Origin of the sequence: Paenibacillus xylanexedens (genome assembly GCF_001908275.1) — a bacterium.
GTDB lineage: Bacteria > Bacillota > Bacilli > Paenibacillales > Paenibacillaceae > Paenibacillus > Paenibacillus xylanexedens_A.
Window position 1 is genome coordinate 2,734,045 of the sequence record NZ_CP018620.1, and the last position, 18,498, is coordinate 2,752,542.

General features: G+C 46.7%; 16 protein-coding genes. 15 read left to right on the forward strand and 1 reads right to left on the reverse strand.

The features are described from left to right. The first annotated feature begins 13 nt into the window (after positions 1 to 13). From BS614_RS12275 to BS614_RS12315, 9 genes are all read left to right on the forward strand, one after another. Positions 14 to 769 carry an ABC transporter ATP-binding protein gene (locus tag BS614_RS12275; protein ID WP_074094233.1) on the forward strand — a complete coding sequence of 252 codons (756 nt, stop codon included), beginning with the start codon at positions 14 to 16 and terminating at the stop codon, positions 767 to 769. Next, entirely contained in the window at positions 766 to 2,691 is a 1,926-nt protein-coding gene (locus tag BS614_RS12280) for an ABC transporter permease (RefSeq protein WP_074094234.1), read from the forward strand. The genes BS614_RS12275 and BS614_RS12280 overlap by 4 nt, the downstream gene beginning before the upstream one ends. A gap of 196 nt (positions 2,692 to 2,887) precedes the next feature. Beyond that, entirely contained in the window at positions 2,888 to 3,433 is a 546-nt protein-coding gene (locus BS614_RS12285; RefSeq protein WP_074094235.1) for a ClbS/DfsB family four-helix bundle protein, read from the forward strand. Then, a complete protein-coding gene (pgsA, locus tag BS614_RS12290; RefSeq protein ID WP_074094236.1) occupies positions 3,433 to 3,963 on the forward strand; it encodes a CDP-diacylglycerol--glycerol-3-phosphate 3-phosphatidyltransferase in 531 nt (176 codons plus the stop codon). The genes BS614_RS12285 and pgsA overlap by 1 nt, the downstream gene beginning before the upstream one ends. Before the next feature lie 16 nt (positions 3,964 to 3,979). Continuing rightward, positions 3,980 to 4,405: a GNAT family N-acetyltransferase gene (locus BS614_RS12295; RefSeq protein ID WP_074094237.1), complete on the forward strand. Its 426-nt coding sequence runs from the start codon at positions 3,980 to 3,982 to the stop codon at positions 4,403 to 4,405. Between the two features lie 36 nt (positions 4,406 to 4,441). Next, the gene (locus BS614_RS12300) at positions 4,442 to 4,879 is read left to right on the forward strand and encodes a GNAT family N-acetyltransferase (protein WP_244898310.1); all 438 of its coding nucleotides are present in this window, start codon (positions 4,442 to 4,444) and stop codon (positions 4,877 to 4,879) included. Between the two features lie 109 nt (positions 4,880 to 4,988). After that, entirely contained in the window at positions 4,989 to 5,411 is a 423-nt protein-coding gene (locus BS614_RS12305) for a hypothetical protein (protein WP_074094239.1), read from the forward strand. Positions 5,412 to 5,588: 177 nt separating this feature from the next. Further along, positions 5,589 to 6,809 carry an RtcB family protein gene (locus tag BS614_RS12310; protein ID WP_074094240.1) on the forward strand — a complete coding sequence of 407 codons (1,221 nt, stop codon included), beginning with the start codon at positions 5,589 to 5,591 and terminating at the stop codon, positions 6,807 to 6,809. A 210-nt stretch (positions 6,810 to 7,019) separates the two neighbouring features. Continuing rightward, positions 7,020 to 8,198, forward strand: coding sequence for a DUF4272 domain-containing protein (locus tag BS614_RS12315; protein WP_074094241.1), 1,179 nt, complete (start codon positions 7,020 to 7,022; stop codon positions 8,196 to 8,198). 191 nt (positions 8,199 to 8,389) lie between these two features. On the opposite strand, the gene BS614_RS12320 is transcribed toward BS614_RS12315, so the two are convergent. Further along, positions 8,390 to 9,430 carry a LacI family DNA-binding transcriptional regulator gene (locus tag BS614_RS12320; protein ID WP_244898311.1) on the reverse strand — a complete coding sequence of 347 codons (1,041 nt, stop codon included), beginning with the start codon at positions 9,428 to 9,430 and terminating at the stop codon, positions 8,390 to 8,392. Between the two features lie 687 nt (positions 9,431 to 10,117). On the opposite strand from BS614_RS12320, the gene BS614_RS12325 reads away from it, so the two are divergent. The 6 genes from BS614_RS12325 (at position 10,118) to BS614_RS12350 (ending at position 18,486) form a co-directional block, all read left to right on the forward strand. Then, positions 10,118 to 11,500 carry an ABC transporter substrate-binding protein gene (locus BS614_RS12325; RefSeq protein WP_425320272.1) on the forward strand — a complete coding sequence of 461 codons (1,383 nt, stop codon included), beginning with the start codon at positions 10,118 to 10,120 and terminating at the stop codon, positions 11,498 to 11,500. A 126-nt stretch (positions 11,501 to 11,626) separates the two neighbouring features. Continuing rightward, positions 11,627 to 14,554 (forward strand): extracellular solute-binding protein, encoded by a 2,928-nt coding sequence (locus BS614_RS12330; RefSeq protein ID WP_074094243.1) that lies wholly within the window; start codon positions 11,627 to 11,629, stop codon positions 14,552 to 14,554. A gap of 75 nt (positions 14,555 to 14,629) precedes the next feature. Then, the gene (locus tag BS614_RS12335) at positions 14,630 to 15,541 is read left to right on the forward strand and encodes a carbohydrate ABC transporter permease (RefSeq protein ID WP_047842211.1); all 912 of its coding nucleotides are present in this window, start codon (positions 14,630 to 14,632) and stop codon (positions 15,539 to 15,541) included. A 2-nt stretch (positions 15,542 to 15,543) separates the two neighbouring features. Continuing rightward, a complete protein-coding gene (locus BS614_RS12340) occupies positions 15,544 to 16,407 on the forward strand; it encodes a carbohydrate ABC transporter permease (protein ID WP_017689719.1) in 864 nt (287 codons plus the stop codon). Between the two features lie 11 nt (positions 16,408 to 16,418). Continuing rightward, complete coding sequence (locus BS614_RS12345; protein WP_074094244.1) at positions 16,419 to 17,885, forward strand: NHL repeat-containing protein; 1,467 nt, start codon at positions 16,419 to 16,421, stop codon at positions 17,883 to 17,885. Further along, positions 17,866 to 18,486, forward strand: a complete 621-nt coding sequence (locus tag BS614_RS12350; protein ID WP_074094245.1) for a YIP1 family protein — start codon at positions 17,866 to 17,868, stop codon at positions 18,484 to 18,486. Before BS614_RS12345 ends, BS614_RS12350 begins: the two co-directional genes overlap by 20 nt. Positions 18,487 to 18,498 lie beyond the last annotated feature (12 nt).

Consider the following 18,498-nt stretch of genomic DNA (forward strand, 5'->3'; position numbering starts at 1 on the left):
GAGTGAGTGTAATATGTGGATACTGGAAGCCAAAAAAATTCATAAAGTCTATGGTAATAAACTGAATAAACAGGAAGTGCTGAAGGGGATTGATCTTGGGGTAAGTAAGGGAGAGTTTGTAGGTATTATGGGGCCTTCGGGTTCAGGCAAAACGACACTGCTTAACGTACTTTCCTCCATCGATCGGGTGAGCCAGGGCACGATTGATATTGAGGGCAAGGAATTCACCGGAATGAAGGAGAAACAGCTGGCTGAATTTCGCAAACATCATCTGGGCTTTATTTTTCAGGAATACAATCTTCTGGATACCCTTACGGTAAAGGAAAATGTATTATTACCGCTCTCGATCACGAGCATTCCAAAACAGGAGGCACACCGGAGATTTGAACAGATCGCGCGTGAACTGGGAATCTACGAATTGAAAGACAAGTATCCATCTGAGATTTCAGGGGGTCAGAAGCAGCGGACTTCGGCAGCACGAGCATTTGTCCACGAGCCGAGTATCATTTTTGCGGATGAGCCGACAGGAGCGCTGGATTCCAAGTCCGCTTCGGATCTGCTCGGCAAGTTAAGTGATATGAACAGCGCCCGCAAGGCGACTATTATTATGGTTACCCATGATCCGGTTGCCGCAAGTTATTGCAGCAGAGTGATCTTCATTCGAGACGGTCAGATCTACACCCAGTTGAATAAAGGAGACGAGTCACGGCAATCGTTCTTCAACGATATTATCAAAACCCAGGGCGTATTGGGTGGTGTGCAGCAATGAGCTTGAATTATATTATCTTCCGCAATCTCAGAAAAAATCTAAAGAATTATTATCTCTATGTATTTGCGCTTGTGTTCAGTGTGGCCTTGTATTTTTCCTTTGTGACGTTACAGTATGATCCTTCCATGGATGAGGTAGCTGCTTCAACGAAAGGTGCGGCGGCTATAGGCGCGTCTTCGGTACTGTTAATCGTCATTGTCGGCATCTTTTTGCTCTATGCCAATACGATCTTTATCAAGCGGCGCAGCAAAGAAATTGGATTATTTCAATTGATCGGACTGACGAAAGGCAGAATTTTTGGTATTTTGAGTGCGGAGAACAGTATCCTTTATTTTGGCTCCATGGCTATCGGTGTGTTAATTGGGTTTCTTGCGTCCAAGCTGGTATTGATGATATTGTTCAAAATTCTCGGTGTGGATGCGATTACAAAACTGTACTTCTCTCCGATGGCACTGATGCAAACGGTGATTGTCTTTACGATGATCTATTTGCTCATCATGCTGATGAACTACACTTTTATCAAGAGACAGAGCATTCTTTCACTCTTTCGGGTGTCGGCCACTTCGGAGCAGCAGGTGCAGAAGATGTCTGTCGGACAGATGATTGTTGGCGTCTTGGGCATTGCTCTGATTATGTATGGATACTTCATGTCTGCACGGCTGTTCAGCGGTGAGGAAATGGATATGCAGAAGTTGATGTATACGATGATTCTGATTCTCTTCTCGGTCATACTGGGGACATACCTGTTCTATAAGGGGTCGGTAAGTTTTATCTTTAATCTGGTTCGCAAAAGCAAAAACGGATACCTATCCATTCATGAGGTTTTATCGTTATCTTCAATCATGTTCCGCATGAAGTCTAATGCACTGCTGCTCACGATTATTACAACCGTGTCGGCGCTTGCTATTGGCATGCTGTCACTTAGTTACATTTCGTATTATTCGGCAGAGGCTCAGGCGAAGGAAAGCTTGCCGGAGGATTTTTCTTTTGCCCAGGTGGATGTGAAAAATCACTTTGTAGCGGAGTTGGAACACAAACAGATTCCATATGAGGAGAATCATAGAGAGCCTATTTATATTGAAATTGATGCTCATGAAGTGATGGATGAGTCCATGACGGAACAGTACCTGTTCAGTAGTGTGTTGAGTGACAAGATGGTAGATAACATTGATCTGCAACCAGGCGAAGCGGTCTTTATGGGATATGGAAATGTCACTCAGCGGTTGATTTCCATTCAGGAGAAAGGTCCGATCGTTTTGCATGGATTGAAGCGTACACTGGACCACCAGCTGATCGGAACCTCCAAAAAGGGAGTTCTTCCTGGATACTATACTGGGGGCACGCCTGTAGCGGTAGTAGATGAAACGGTATACCAGCAGCTGCGGCAGGATCTCGATCCCGAGCTACAAAAATCCGAGTGGGCTGATTACTATGGTGTACGTATTCTGAACGAGGGGCAGGCTGAAGAGGCATATGCCGTATATAAGGAGCTGCAGTTGGAAGCACCGAGTTTCTCCCAGATTGAGTTCAGAAATAACCAACGTAACAATATGGGACTGATTATGTTCATTGTTGGTTTCCTTGGTTTGACGTTCTTGATCACATCGGGATGTATCCTGTACTTTAAACAAATGAACGAGAGCGAAGAGGAGAAGGGCAATTATACCATTCTGCGAAAACTTGGATTTACGCAAGGCAACCTGTTGCGTGGAATTCAGATCAAGCAATTGTTTAACTTTGGTATTCCGCTTGTGGTGGGGTTGAGTCATAGTTACTTTGCCGTGAAGTCAGGTTGGTTTTTCTTTGGTACGGAGCTGGCGACACCTACGGTCATTGTCATGATAGTCTATACATTGTTATATTCGATTTTTGGTCTGTTGTCTGTGTGGTACTATAAACGGGTGATTAAGGAAGCTTTGTAGAATTGGGATCAGGAGTATGCTGATATAGCAAAATAGGTTGAGTAAAGGGCAGCTGTATTGTTTACAGACTGCTCTTTTTCTTTTTCTAAGTATAATGCCTCATGAAAAAAGGATGATTATGGAATTGAGTCGAAATGATGATAGAGTCCATGCTTCTGATTCATGTATACCGGTGAAACAAGAGGAGGGGAGTAGCGTGCCTGGAGTTCTATATGCCTCGAAGAAAGAGTTAAGTGAGACGATTCGACGCACCTATGAATTGTTTGAGGGTGAATTCAATGACATCCATAACAGCGACAAAGATAAGTGGGTTGAAGGTGTAGATAAGACGCCTGCCCAGATGATCGCGTACCAGCTGGGATGGATGAACTTGGTGATGGGTTGGGAGCGAAATGAACAGTTGGGACATGAATGTCATATGCCTGCACCGGGGTATAAATGGAACCAACTGGGGCCGTTAAATGAATCATTTTACGAAAAGTATTCAGGTTATACCCTGGAGGAGTTACGCTCTTTGTTTCGGGAGACAGAACAACAATGGCAGAACTGGATTGACTCGCTGAGCGAAGAGGAATTATTTGTACAAGGGATAAGACAGTGGACGGGGACCAAGCCCGGATGGGCTATGGTGAAGTGGATCCAGATTAATTCGGTAGCTCCTTTTAAATCCTTTCGGACCCGATTACGTAAATGGAAAAAAGGTCACTTAGCCAACATGGATGAGGGGAGTGGAGATATCTAATGAATCTGGCAAATAAAATCACGTTGGCTAGAATGGCGTTGATTCCATTGTTTATGATCTGTTTTCTCAATCAGCAAAGCGTGATGATTGCACTAATTATATTTGCAGTAGCGGCAGGTACGGATAAATTAGATGGATATGTGGCGAGGAAATATAACCAAATCACGAATCTGGGAAAGTTGCTTGATCCACTGGCGGATAAACTGTTGATTGCGGTAGCGCTGATCATGATGGTTCAGGAGAATATGATCAGTTCATGGATTGCAGTAATCATTATAGGACGTGAAATTGTCATTACTGCATTACGAATGGTAGCCACAGAACAGGGCATTGCTCTTGCAGCCGACCAGTATGGAAAAATCAAAATGGTGCTTCAGGTGGCAGCGATCATTGCCATTTTGTTGAACAATGTTCCGTTTAGTTTGCTGACTGATATCAGATTGGATGTGGCATTACTATGGGTTGCAACAGGCGTTACTCTCTTATCCGGAATGAATTACATTATCGTAAATTATAAACTGTTGAGATAAAAGGAGTGATTAGGAGATGTCTAAAGGAAATATAACCCCAAGTACCGAGCAAGATTCAGAGTATGTTCGCCAGCAACTTATTGCATTTAATGCTGCACATGTGAGTGAGGAATTAAGGCATCGGTACGAAGAACTGAATTTCAATATCAAAAATGAGACCAGCGAGATTGTCGCAGGAGTGCTCAGTACACTTTGCTGGAATTGGGTAGAGCTTGATATCCTTTGGGTGGACTCCGATCAGCGGCATCGGGGATATGGTTCCCAGTTGTTGTTTGAAGTTGAGCGCATTGCGCGAGAGAAATCTTGTGATTTTGTCATATTGAACACCTTCTCCTATCAAGCACCGGAATTTTACAAGAAACATGGCTACCAATTGATCACAACGATCGAGAATGCACCGACCGGACACAGTCATTATTATTTTAAAAAGGACTTCTCTTAAGACAAAGCATGCGAAATAGGAAAAATCAGGAGGGTTATGATGGTTACCATTAAAGGGATCGAACTTGAAGATTTACCGGCACTAAGCCAGCTATACAATGAGTTGATGGGAATGCCTACCAATGAACAGCAGATGAAAAAGATGTTTCATTACATACAGCAGAATGGTCATTATCATGTGCTTGGGGCATTTTACAATGGCAAACTGGTTGGGTCTGTTATGGGGATTGAGTGTATGGATCTGGTAGGGCCATGCAAACCGTTCATGGTTGTGGAGAATGTGATTGTATCGGATCAGGTACGCAGGCAGGGCATTGGGCAGAGGTTAATGCTCCAGATTGAGCGGATTGCAAAAGATATGGGTTGTGGTTACATGATTCTGGTGTCTGGCGATCAGCGTAAGGAAGCACATATATTTTATGAGAAGTTAGGTTTCAAGGATGAGAAGGTTCAGGGTTACCGGAAGCACCTTTAACAGGTACTTTAAGAGAAAATTTTCTTGCACAAGTTGAAGGATTACTTAAGGAACACGGCGAATAAGGCATAGTCTTAACAAAAGAAACGAATAAGAGGGAGGCACTCTCGTGTTCAAAAAATGGGCTAATGTTTTCATGGTTCTGATCTTGGTATTCGCCGTATGTTCCCCAACCTCTTATGCTGCCGCCAAAACGGTTAAGGTAACCGTGACGCTGGTGAGCGCAGAACTTGTCGAGAATAACTCTGTCGGTAATGAGTGGGCCATCGGAGCAAGTGTGAACGGCAAAGATCTGGAAGAGGGTTCGTCAGTCACCTTAAACCTGAAATCCACGGGTACGTTGAAACTGGAGGCCATCGCCGAAGAACAGGACAAAATTCCCGATTACGGGGATAAAAGCACCAACGTCAAACTATCTTCGTTCTCCAAATCAACCAACAAGACACTTTCCGTGGTGGTGACCGAGAACAGAGGCCGATATTCTGGTAACACAGCGACTTGGGCGTTTAAGTTTAAGATTAGCAAGAAGTGAATAGGAACCAACCGTGAGAAAAGGGAGCTGAGCTCTCTTTTTTTATGCGTAAATAATTGGTGATCTAAAGTAAGGCGACGTTTCGACCCACGCTAATCTTTGTTAAACTAATGAGAACAACAGTATAGAAATATAAGATGAATTTTCAAAAAAAGTACATAGGAGGTTAACACAATCATGCGTATCGTAGATAACATTAAAGTCTGGGGGGAGCCGCTGGAGAACGCCGTAAGTCAGGCGGTGACTTGCTCGCAATATGGAGATGTATTGGGTGTGGCTCTGATGGCCGACCATCACAAAGGTTACTCGCAACCCATCGGTGGTGTTGTCGCTTATAGGAATATGATCAGTCCGTCAGGGGTCGGATATGATATTGCCTGTGGTAACAAGGCTGTGCGTACAGATCTGATGTGGGAAGATATTCGGGATCAGATTGTAACGATCATGGATGACATCAATTCGACCATTTCTTTCGGCGTGGGTCGTAACAATCCAACACCCGTGGATCATGAGCTGTTCGACGACGCGAGCTGGAAGCTTTTTGATACCATTGAACCGGGATTACAACATAAGCTGAAAACACTTGCACGTAACCAACTCGGAACCGTAGGCAGTGGCAATCATTTCGTGGATATTTTTGTAGAAGAGGCAACGGGAAAGGTGTGGATTGCAAATCATTTTGGCAGCCGCGGGTTCGGTCATAAAGTGGCGAGTGGATTCCTTAACCTTGCGGCTGGACGTCAGTTCAGTGGCAAAGCTCCTGGGGAATCGATGGATCAACCGCCTACGTTGTTTGACCTGAATACCGAAATGGGTGATATTTATTGGGATGGAATGATTCTGGCGGGCCGATACGCCTATGCAGGACGTGACTATGTTATTGAACAGGTGCTCGGAATTCTGGGGGCAAGTGCTGAATATGCCGTTCATAACCATCATAACTTTGCCTGGAAAGAACAACACATGGGTGAAGAGGTAGTTGTGGTCCGCAAAGGTGCAACGCCATTGGCACCCGGGCAACTCGGTTTTGTCGGAGGCAGTATGGGGGATATCTCGGTAATTGTGGAAGGGATCCACAGCGAGGAGAACACCGAGTCATTCCGCAGCACCGTACATGGGGCAGGGCGCACGATGAGTCGAACCCAGGCGGCTGGCAAAATGAATTACAAGCTGCGCACACGCATGGGCGGTGAGATTAGCGAAGCACAGATGCATGAGGCGATTCGTGCCTATGGTGTCGAACTGCGGGGAGCGGGCACAGACGAAAGTCCGTTTGTGTACAAGAAACTGCAAGACGTGCTGAACGCACATGCGAATACGTTGAAGATCAACCATGTGCTGCGTCCCGTTGGTGTCGCCATGGCCGGAGGTAATGAATTCGATCCGTATAAGGATTAGTCATAAATGTTCAACTGAACATTTACACGATAACGGAGAGGGCAGAAATAACTTGAAGAAGCGGAGAGTTCGCCTTTATCACCGGATTTACCATTTCCAAAAAAAGGAATAAAAAAATCTGGGGATAACAGCGATCGGAAAGTTATTCTGCCATCGGAGTGCCAGTGTAAATATTCATTAGTTGAACTATATATAGAGAGGGTGAACTTCATGAGAAATTGTGCGATATATAGCTCTCAGTTTGACCTGGATCAGCTGTTTGAAGTGATTCAATCCATCTATCCCGAGGGTACGATTAAACGCCGGGAAGACAAGACTCATATTCAAGTGACTCAGAAAAAATGGCTCAGTAAGAAAAACAAAGGCTTTAATATCATGACCAGCCAGACACATCCTGAGGAATTTATGACAATGATTCAGGGGATGCTTGGGTTTTTGAGTCAGATTGAGGGGCGCAATGCTTCGCTCCAGGAAAAGGTACTGATCAAATGTTCCACACTTAATATGGTGGTTGGTATTGAGACGGAAGAGGATATCTCGGAAGAATTCTTCGGCGAGTTATTGCGGTTGGCTGATGCGCTGGATGCTGTTATCTTCTGGGGAGGTGGATCTCTGCTGAACGCACAAGGCCAGCTATTGCTGGATGTGAATGGAGAATCTGAGGTAGAGGATTACACGGTGACAGCGCACACCAGTTTCCTTGACGGTGACAGCCCCGAGTCGGAGTCGGGCATTCAACGTAAAGCACGATCCGAGCAACTGTTGACTGAACAAGGCATTCCGTATAATACGAACTTGCCCGCAAGAGCCGGAGACGAGCACACCACGATTCGGAGTAAAGAGGAAGTCGCGCGTCGTGCGGTTGCCCTATGTCTTGCCGCGCTTAAGGGAGAGTGTCTGGGAGCTGGTGAAAGTGCGGAAGATACCGCAGCACTGGTCCAGGAAGTGATCGACAAGTATGAGGCTGAATCCTTTTTCTCACCCATAGAGAAGAGGTTTATCGACCAGCACGGAGCAGAGCACCAGGAGATTATTTCCTTCTCCTGGGGATATGAAGCCTACCACGTAATGTTGTGGGCGCTTGGTTATGTGAAGGAACTGGGTGCACCAACGGAGTTATGTAACGTAGGGAAGGATGTCGGTTATTTGCAGCAGAAGGATAGTTTTACCGAATTTCTCTCCTATGCATCTCTGCGTAACAAGAGCGAGATTCTGGATGAAGCAGATCTAATATACCGTTATAACTGGGTGTGCGTGGATAGTCGGGTGAATGACAGAACACCTCCCGCTGGCCTGAATGGTGGAGTGGCTTATGAACGTCACCGTGCATTGAACTGGCTGATCTGTTATCTGGATCAGGCGTGGGATGATGTGCGTACAGATACGTAGAACGGGATGATGTTACGGCCTAGTGTAATAAACAATAAACATTACACAACATACAACAATGCAAATACCCCTATAGCCGCACGAATACGGTTAAAGGGGTATTTGGCGTGCTGTTCTGTGTGGACATAAGCATTATTCCATATATGCTTAATATGTATATCCACACATATTCACCAGCATGTATTATACCTTTACCCACTATGCCTACCAAACTGTTCACGAATAATGACGTCAGCAAGAATTGATTTTTTCTCGACGTTACTTTCTGGATTTGCAATGCGCCATAACATCTGATCCACTGCACGCGCACCGAGCAACTCCTTGTTCACATTAACTGTAGCCAATAATGGGATGTTGTCGTATAGATTATCAAATCCCGTGACAACACACTGATCGGGTACACGAATACCCATACTCTCAAGGGCTTCTATGGTGTATAGCCCATAGAAATCATTCGCACATACAAACACTTCAGGCAGGTTATCCTCACTGATCACCGAAGTGAACGTCTGGCGGAACTCATCCAATGCCTGATTACTCAGCTCGGGAATCTGATGTATTTCCATCCCATGACCCATAAGCACAGAAGTATACGCAATCCAGCGTTCATAGAAGCTATGAGCATCCCCGATATTGCCAATGAACTGGAATGTTTTGAAACCCTTGCGGAGCAAATAGAGCATGATCTCTCGCATGGATGCGAAGTTATCGGTGAATATGCTGTCACTGTGAAAAACAGGGTCCAGATGATCCACCATCACAACCGGAATACTGAGACGCTTGATTTCAAGCAGAATCGGGGTCGAGATAGAGCCAACGGTAATGATCCCTCGAATGGCATCCGGGTTGAGTAGGGTAAATAGCTGGTCTGCTGAGGGTTCCGTTAAGGTCAGAATATTAATCCCTTTTTGGTTCAGCTTGGAAGAGATCCCGTTAAAGACGGGTCCCCAGTATACGGAGTCTTGATTTTGGTACCGAACATTGGGAAACAAAATCAAGATCGTTCCGCTTGAACGTGTGTTCTTCGGTTCCTGAGATTCATTGTTGTTATACAGTTCACCAGACAACATGCTGTTATCTTTGAAATATCCAAGCTTGCCAGCGGCCTTGAGAATGACATCCCTCGTTTGATCGCTAACTCCCGATTTTCCAGACAAAGCTCGTGACACCGCGAATTTCGACAAACCCGTAAAATGTGCAATCTCCTGAATTGTTACCTTTGTCTTCATCATACCATCCTTACACTCGTAGTTCTGCCGTATTCCTTATTTGGAGCGATATCCAACTGATCCCGGGGCGTATCTTATGACTCCGAAAGGAGCAGATTTTGCCGAATTTTCGTTCCAGGCCAGGAACTTTTTCGCAGGCGTACCGGGGTACGTCAAGAGAAAGTGACGCAGCAGGGGGCGAAAAGGCGGTGAAAGATGCCCTTAAGTGAGATTTAAGACACGCCCTAGTATAACATGATGTATTTCTCTTAATCTAATAACGGACAGAGAATTCAAAATGTTAGTGATGCACAGTATTTTAGGATGAACATTCAACGTGAAGGTAAGCATACTTTCAGATAGTATGACGAAATTTGTCTGCTTAATTATTATTTTGTTATTTTATAAAAATAACAAAATAAACAAAGTTAGAATCATGGTTTAATATGTTTGTACTTAGAGTCCAGGATATTGAATAAGCTGTTATACAGGTATATCACAGCTTTATCAGCATTTTATCAGAATAATTAGAAAATGTTAACAACAAAAATGTTGACGCTTACATTTTGCTGTGTTAAATTTTGTTTGTCAAAAACAAACAAGAAAATAACAAATGGTGGTGGTTATTTATTTTCGATTTGTTGATAATCGGGGTTAATGATTTAGGGTGAACCATGATTGGTATACACATTCGGGGAGGTTGTTAAAATCATGATGAGAAGATGGAATGTTCTACCTCTGATGTTATTGGCCGTGATGCTTTTTGTATCCGCTTGCAGTGGTGGGGGGACAGCACAGACGGGAACCGATGCAGAGGGAACGACGAACTCAGGCAACGGCACCGAAGTCGCTGAGACAGAAAAAGAAGGCGCAGTGGAAGAAGCTGTGGTTGATGTTCCTGATCTGGGTGGACGTATCATCAAGGTCGCGGCCTGGTGGGACTTGAAACCGGCGGGAGAGACGGCCTCCGATAAGGCCAGACTTGATAAAATTGCAGAGGTTGAGAAGAAATACAACGTGAAACTGGAGTTTGTTAACGTACCTTTTGAAGAATACATGAACAAATTCACAACGTCTGCACTGGCTGGCGAACCGTTCGCCGACATCGTTCAGATGGAGTACAAATCCGCACTACCCGCCATCCTCAAAGGGCAACTATTGCCCATCTCCGAATTCACTACACCTGAGAATAACATCAACCAAGAGGCTAACCTGATTGCAAAATTTCCTGCCATTGCAGGCAACGAATATGCCTTCGAATCTCCAACCAGCATTGGTCTGGGACTTCACTATAACCGTGACTTGTTCAAAAAATTATCTTTGCCTGATCCTCAAGAACTGTATAACCAAGGTAAATGGGATTGGGATAAATTCATGGAACTTGCCAAACAGGCAACCAAAGATACCAATAACGACGGCAAAACTGACGTATACGGATTTTCTGGCTGGGCCCTTGATGTCGTTCGCCATTTTACCGCAGCCAATGGTGGAACGATCGTGGATGATACCAATAGCAAAGAAGGATTGTCCGATCCGAAAACGATTGAAGCTGCCGAATTCGTCAAACGCCTGTATAACGTGGAAAATGTCGTGAAGGTCAAAACCGGCGACAAAACCAATTGGGAGGAAAGCAATACGTTCAAAGATGGAGATGTAGCTCTGTTCACCGCTGCTGAATGGCAGTTGGGCGATCTCACCTTTGCTGTTGGTGTTGTGCCGATTCCGAACGGGCCTCAGGGTAGCAAAGAGGTAACGTATGCAAACAACGCAGCATCAGCGAAGTTCATTCCAAAAGGTGTGGAAGATCCAAAGATCGTCTACCAAATCTATGAAGAGACCTTCGACATCCCGCAGATTGAAGAGTATCCAGGTCAAGATTATCTGGAGAGTCGTTATACCGACGAGAAGGATATTGCGATCATTCGCGAGCACATCGCTGGAACCGGCCGCATCTTGCTGGATGATGCCTACACAGGATACCCTTTCGGGGATTATGTGAACGATATCATCAAAAACAATGCTTCCGTGACAGCAACAGCCGAGAAATACAAAGCACAGGCACAAGCTGCAATTGATAAACTCGGCAAACAATAACAACACTTATCACCAGCAAACGATTCAGGCAGGGGGGCTCGTGTCGGCAATGTTGCACGGAGCCCCTTTTCCTGAACCACCAAATCGGCATTGCTGGCATCAGCCTTGATGAGGAGGACTCGTAGGATGGCTGGAATTCTACAACGTAAGACATGGATATTGTCCACAGTAATCATCGTGGCGGCAGCCTGCATCATTCTATATATAACTTCCGGCGCTGATGGAAAGAGTGCAAACATTCCACCTGGCAGTCTGCCTGCCATTGAAGTGGATGCAGTCTTGCAGCAGACCCGGCAGAAAAAGGGATACGAACAGTATCGATCCGGAACGGATCAGGCTACACAGCCGAATGTGGACATCACCATTGAAGCAGGAGATTACATAAAAGCCGAAGGTGAAGACGTCCGCAAACTGACTAATTATGAAGGAATGGATGGTGTATCTCTCCATACCGGAGAGACCGGACAAGTCGATTGGACGATTAATGTGCCGGAGACCGGGCTGTATAACCTGTCCACGATCTATTTTCCCGTTGAAGGCAAGAGTTCGGCCATTGAGCGTGCATTGTACATTGATGGTGAACTTCCTTTTGCGGAAGCCGCCTATTTGCAGTTTGACCGGGTATGGGCGAATGAGAAAGATGTCGTTGAACAGGATAACCAAGGCAATGACCTTCGCCCGAGACAAGTGGAGCAACCACGCTGGCTGGAAGAAACGTTTCAGGACTCCGACGGGTACGAACAGACTCCATTCAAGTTTTATTTGGAAAAAGGGGAACACACGCTAACGCTAAAATCATCGCGTGAACCCATGGTGATTCGGTCCATTCGTCTTTTCAATGAGAAGACAGCTGTTCCTTACACAGAGACTGCAGGGGCACAACAATCGGACTCCTCTGGGCAGCCGAAGGATGTACTGATTCGCATTGAAGGAGAAGCCGCGATTGCCAAATCTTCACCTACGTTATACCCGACCAGCGAAAGGTCAAGTTCTGCTGTATCTCCTTATAGCGCTTCCCAGGTACGCATCAATACGATTGGCGGCTTTAACTGGCGTCTGCCAGGACAATGGATTGAATGGGAAGTGGATGTGCCGGAAAGTGGACTGTATCATATCGGTTTTACCGCTCAGCAGAATTTTGTCAAAGGCATCTATTCTACACGCAAACTGACCATCGATGGTGAAGTTCCGTTTGCAGAGATGGCGAAAGCACCTTTCCGTTATCAAAGTGACTATCGTATTGACGTGATGGGCGGCAAGGAAGCATACAAGTTTCACATGGAAAAAGGAAAACATGTGCTGCGGCTGGAGAACAGCCTCGGGGATTTTGCACCGCTTATCCGCAATGTGGAGGACAGTCTGTACAACTTGAACTCCATGTACCGACGTATTCTGATGATTACAGGCACCAAGCCTGATGAATTCCGTGATTACCGGGTGGAAAAACAGATTCCGAACCTGCTGGAAGTATTCAGCGGAGAAAGTAAACGTCTTAAGGACGTGGCCGCACAGCTTCGTCTTCTGTCAGGACAGTCCAGCGATCAGGAAGCACTGATTAAGACGATGGCGCTGCAACTGGACGAGATGATTGACAAGCCAGATACCATTCCAAGACGGCTTGCGGCTTATAAAACCAATACAGGCGGTCTCGGCACATGGGTGCAGCAGGCACGAGAGCAGCCCCTTGAAATCGATGCACTGTACGTCACTTCGATTGACCGCGATATTCCTGGAACAGGTATGGGGCCACTTGCCAAGCTTGGTCATGAAGCGAAGATATTCTATCATTCGTTCTTCATTGATTATAACCAGATTGGTAATGTGGCTACATCTGAAGATCAGCGTACGGTAACCGTCTGGATTGGTAGTGGACGTGATCAGGCGAATACGATGAAAGCGATGATTGACAAGACCTTCACACCAGACAGTGGTATCAATGTCAATCTGAAGCTGGTGAATATGGGAACCTTGCTGCCAGCGACTTTGTCCGGTGAAGGACCGGATGTAGCGATGCAGATCGGCAATGATCTGCCGGTGAACTTTGCGATGCGGAACTCGGCTGTAGATCTGACGCAATTCAGTGATTATAGCACCGTGGAACAGGAGTTCAGGGAAAGTGCAATCGTGCCGTATGCCTATGATTCAGGCGTATATGCCCTGCCGGAAACGCAAACTTTTAACATGCTGTTTTATCGTAAAGACGTGCTCGAAGAACTCGGACTTGAAGTGCCTCAGAACTGGGAAGATGTCGAAGCTCTGCTCGCGATTCTGAGCAAAAATCATATGGAATTTGGTATGCCGATTGTGACCCAAGCGAATATGCAGGGTGTCAATATTCCGCCGAACTCTCAGTATGCCACGATGCTGCTTCAGAACGGCGGCGCCTTCTATCGTAACGATGACAAGGAGTCGGATCTGGATTCAAGGATCGGAATTGAGACGTTCAAGCAGTGGACGGAGTTCTATACCGATTACAAGTTAGAGCGGGAATATGATTTTGCCAACCGTTTCCGGACAGGACAGATGCCTATCGGACTAACGGATTACACCATGTACAACCAATTGTCCGTATTTGCACCGGAGATTCGCGGACTATGGGGATTCGTTCCTGTCCCGGGAACCGTTCAAGCAGATGGTACCTTGAATCGGGACGTACCGGGTGGAGGTAGCGCAGTCATGATGCTGGAGGGTGCCAAGGATCAGGATGCGGCGTGGGAGTTCATGAAGTGGTGGACCAGTACACCGATTCAAGCTGAATTCGGGCGGGAGATGGAAGGGCTGATGGGTGCCGCTGCCCGGTATCCAACGGCCAACATCAAGGCGCTGGATTCCCTGCCGTGGCCTGCGGAGGATTACGCCAATCTCAAGGCACAATTCGAAACGGTGAAGGGCATTCCTGAAGTACCCGGTGGTTATTTTACAGGCCGCCATCTATTCAATGCATTTTACAAAACCGTTGTTGGCCAAGTGGAAGCCAGGGAATCCATCATGGATTATACCCAATATATTCAGGACGAGATTCGCGTCAAACGTAATGAATTTGGTCTTCCGTAAGCAGAGGGAGGGTTAATCGTGCCACAAATATCACTCCGAGACGGACAAAACAGTCCTCCTGAGAAAGCGTCAAGGATGGGCATGAAATCGTGGTGGAGCTGGAAGCTCCAGGAAATGAAGGCCAGCAAACATTCCTATGTTCTGCTTGCACCTTATATGCTCCTGTTCCTCATGTTTACCGTGATTCCGGTTGTCATCTCGATCATACTCAGCTTCACCTACTTTAACATGCTGGAATTCCCGCGTTTTATTGGCTGGCAGAACTATACTCGCCTGTTTCTGGAGGATGATGTATTCCTGATTGCAATCAAGAATACGCTGTTGTTTGCCATCATTACCGGACCGATCAGTTATATTGCTTGTTTTGTCTTCGCATGGATCATTAATGAGTTAACACCGAAATGGAGAGCGTTCATGACGCTGATCTTCTACGCGCCCTCCATCTCGGGCAATGTATATTTTATCTGGCTGATGATTTTCTCGGGAGATCGTTATGGTATTGCCAATGGGCTGTTGATCAAATGGGGTTTTCTGTTGGAGCCGATCCAATGGCTGAAGACGGAAGCCTACATTATGCCGATCCTCATTCTCGTGCAGCTATGGCTGAGTCTCGGAACCGGATTTCTGGCGTTTATCGCTGGTTTGCAGACGGTGGACCGGACATTGTACGAAGCGGGAGCGGTGGATGGGATCAAGAATCGCTGGCAGGAGCTGTGGTACATTACGTTGCCTTCGATGCGTCCACAGCTCATGTTCGGCGCAGTCATTCAGCTCACAACCTCGTTTGCCGTGGCCGATGTGTCGATCGCACTGGCCGGGTTCCCAAGCGTGAACTATGCGGCAGAGACGGTGGTCACCCACTTGATCGACTTTGGTACTACGCGGTTTGAGATGGGCTACGCATCGGCGATTGCCACCGTACTGTTCATGATTATGGTGGGCACCAACTTGCTGGTACAGAAACTGCTTCGAAGGGTGGGAGAATAGCTATGGCTGCAATTGCGACAGGCAAAAAGCGGGTGAATCGCTCGCTATCGGGAAGCCTCTCCCTGTTTGCCCTTCTGCTCGTATTTGGTGCCTTCATGGTGCTGCCGCTGATCTATGCAATCAACAATGCATTCAAACCATTGGATGAGATTTTCACCTTTCCACCAACGCTGTTTGTCAAAAATCCGACGTTCAGCAACTTTACAGATCTGCTGAACCTGCTGAGTGACTCGTGGGTGCCGTTCTCACGTTATATATTCAACACAGTGTTTATAACAGGCATCGGTATCGTAGGCCATGTGCTGCTGGCTTCCGCAGCTGCCTACCCGCTTGCCAAACACAAGTTTCCGGGCAAAGTATTCATGTTCCAAGTGGTCGTACTATCACTGATGTTCACACCTGCGGTAACGGCCATTCCGAACTATATGATCATGTCATGGCTCGGATGGATCGATACGTACTGGGCTGTTATCATTCCGGCATTTGCCTATTCACTCGGGTTGTATCTGATGAAACAGTTCATGGAGCAAATCCCGGATGCGCTACTGGAAGCAGCCAAGATTGATGGTGCCAGTGAATACCGGATCTTCTGGTCCATTGTTATGCCCAATGTGAAGCCAGCCTGGCTTACATTGATCATTCTGCTGTTCCAGATGTTATGGGGCAGCGATGGCAATGGATACATCTACAGCGAGCAGCTCAAGACTCTGCATTATGCAGCAGGTCAGATTATTCAGGGCGGAATATCCCGGGCAGGAGCGGGTGCTGCGGTAGCACTAATTTTGATGAGTGTGCCGATCACGCTATTTATTTTCTCTCAGAGCCGAATCATTGAGACGATGGCGAGCTCGGGCATGAAGGATTAAGGGGGAACGATATGGCACGCACAGTGAAAAGATGGCTTGTTCTCCTGGCGGCAGTATCTCTGCTGCTGGTGAATGCCGTGCCTGCGGCGGCCTCCCCGGCGCCGTATGAGAGCTATAACTACAACTACTGGAAAGAGGCTGTTCCTTCACCAGATGCCTATCTGCCCGAGCGTACCATATCAGGCCGTGATCTCGGGATTAGTGAGTTTAAAGACCCTGGTGATGTGAATGTTTCACCTTCCGGGTTGATCTATATTTTGGATAGTGGCAACAGCCGAATTGTTGTATTGGACCCAGACTTTAAGCTGCTGCGCGTCATTGATGGATTCATGATGGATGGTAGCAAGGAGACCTTTAACCTTCCGGGCGGATTATTCGTGGATGAGCAAGAACGCATATACGTCGCCGATACGGGCAACGGTCGTGTGATTGTCCTGGATGGAGAGGGGACGCTGATTCAAACCATCACGAAGCCCGAGTCGGATATCCTATCGACCCAATTCCAGTTTCAGCCCTTGAAGCTGACGGTTGACCATGTAGGCCGAGTGTACGTTGTGGCGCAAGGGGTCTACGAAGGTATCATGCAGTTTGACGAGAGTGGGAAATTTATCGGATACGTCGGTACGAACAAAGTGGAGCGGGACTACGGCGAATATATCTGGCGCATGTTATCCACCAAAGCACAGCGTGCACAGATGGTCCTGTTTGTCCCGACGGAGTTCTCCAATGCGGATATTGACCACAAAGGATTTGTGTATGCAACGAATATTGATCCCGGCTCGAATGAACCGATCAAGCGGCTTAACCCGTCTGGTGAAGATGTACTGAAACGGTTTGGTTATTACGATGTCAAAGGCGATATCCGGTTCCGCAACAATCCGGGTCCATCCAAACTGATCGATGTGAAAGTGCTGGGCGACGGCATGTACAGTGTATTGGATGCGACACAGAACCGGGTGTTCACGTACGACGATGAAGGTCATCTGCTCTACATATACGGTGGCAAAGGAAATCAGGTGGGCACGCTCAAAACACCTGTCGCGATTGAACAATCGGGTGAGCATCACTTGGTTCTGGATCGGGGCAAGAACAACCTTGTCGTTTATGCGCCAACCCGTTTTGGTGCCCGTGTGAATGAAGCGGTGGTACTCCACTATCGGGGCGAGGACACGGAGGCCGTGAATATATGGAGAGAAGTGCTGAAGCTGAATGCCAACTATGACATCGCTTATATCGGTATCGGCAAGTCCTTATTAATGGAGAAGAAAAACGAGGAAGCGCTAGGTTACTTCGAACTTGGAATGGACCGCAAGAGTTATTCTGTCGCGTTCAAGAGGCATCGGCGGGAGATGATGAAGGAACATTTTGGTACATTCCTGACCGCTGCAATCGCGCTGATTGTCATTCTGATCCTGACCCGGGTAGCAGTTAAATGGAGACGGAGGAGGCAGGTTGATCGTGAAGCAGGATTTCATTAAGTTTCCGCTGCATCTCATTTTTCACCCCATTGATGCATTCTGGGACCTCAAGTCGGATAACCGGGGACGGCTGTTTGTTGCTTTTGCAGCATTGGCGCTTACCATTGTTATGATGGTTTTGCAAAAGCAGTACGCAGGGTTTCTCGTTAATTACATCGATCCTCGTACGATTAATAGCATCATCGAAATCGCCACGGTTGCAGTACCTTTCTTTCTATGGTGCATGGCCAACTGGGCGGTAACAACTTTGATGGAAGGGGAAGGCAAGTTCAAGGAAATCGTTCTGGCGACAGGTTACTCGCTCATTCCGGTTATTCTGATCTATGCCCCAATGATCGTGATCAGCCGTTTTATGGTGCAGGAGGAGACTGCTTTTTATTATCTGTTCAATAGTATCGCGTTCTTCTGGTTTGTACTGCTTCTGTTCATTGGCATGATGACGGTACACCAGTACACGGTGATTAGAACAATCATTACGATGGTGCTGACGCTCATTGTGATGGGCATTATCGTATTCCTTGGCGCGCTGGTCTTCAGCATGTTGCAACAGTTGTACGAATTCGGTTATAACATTTACCGCGAGTTGATTTTTCGGACCTAAAGGAGGCGGCAT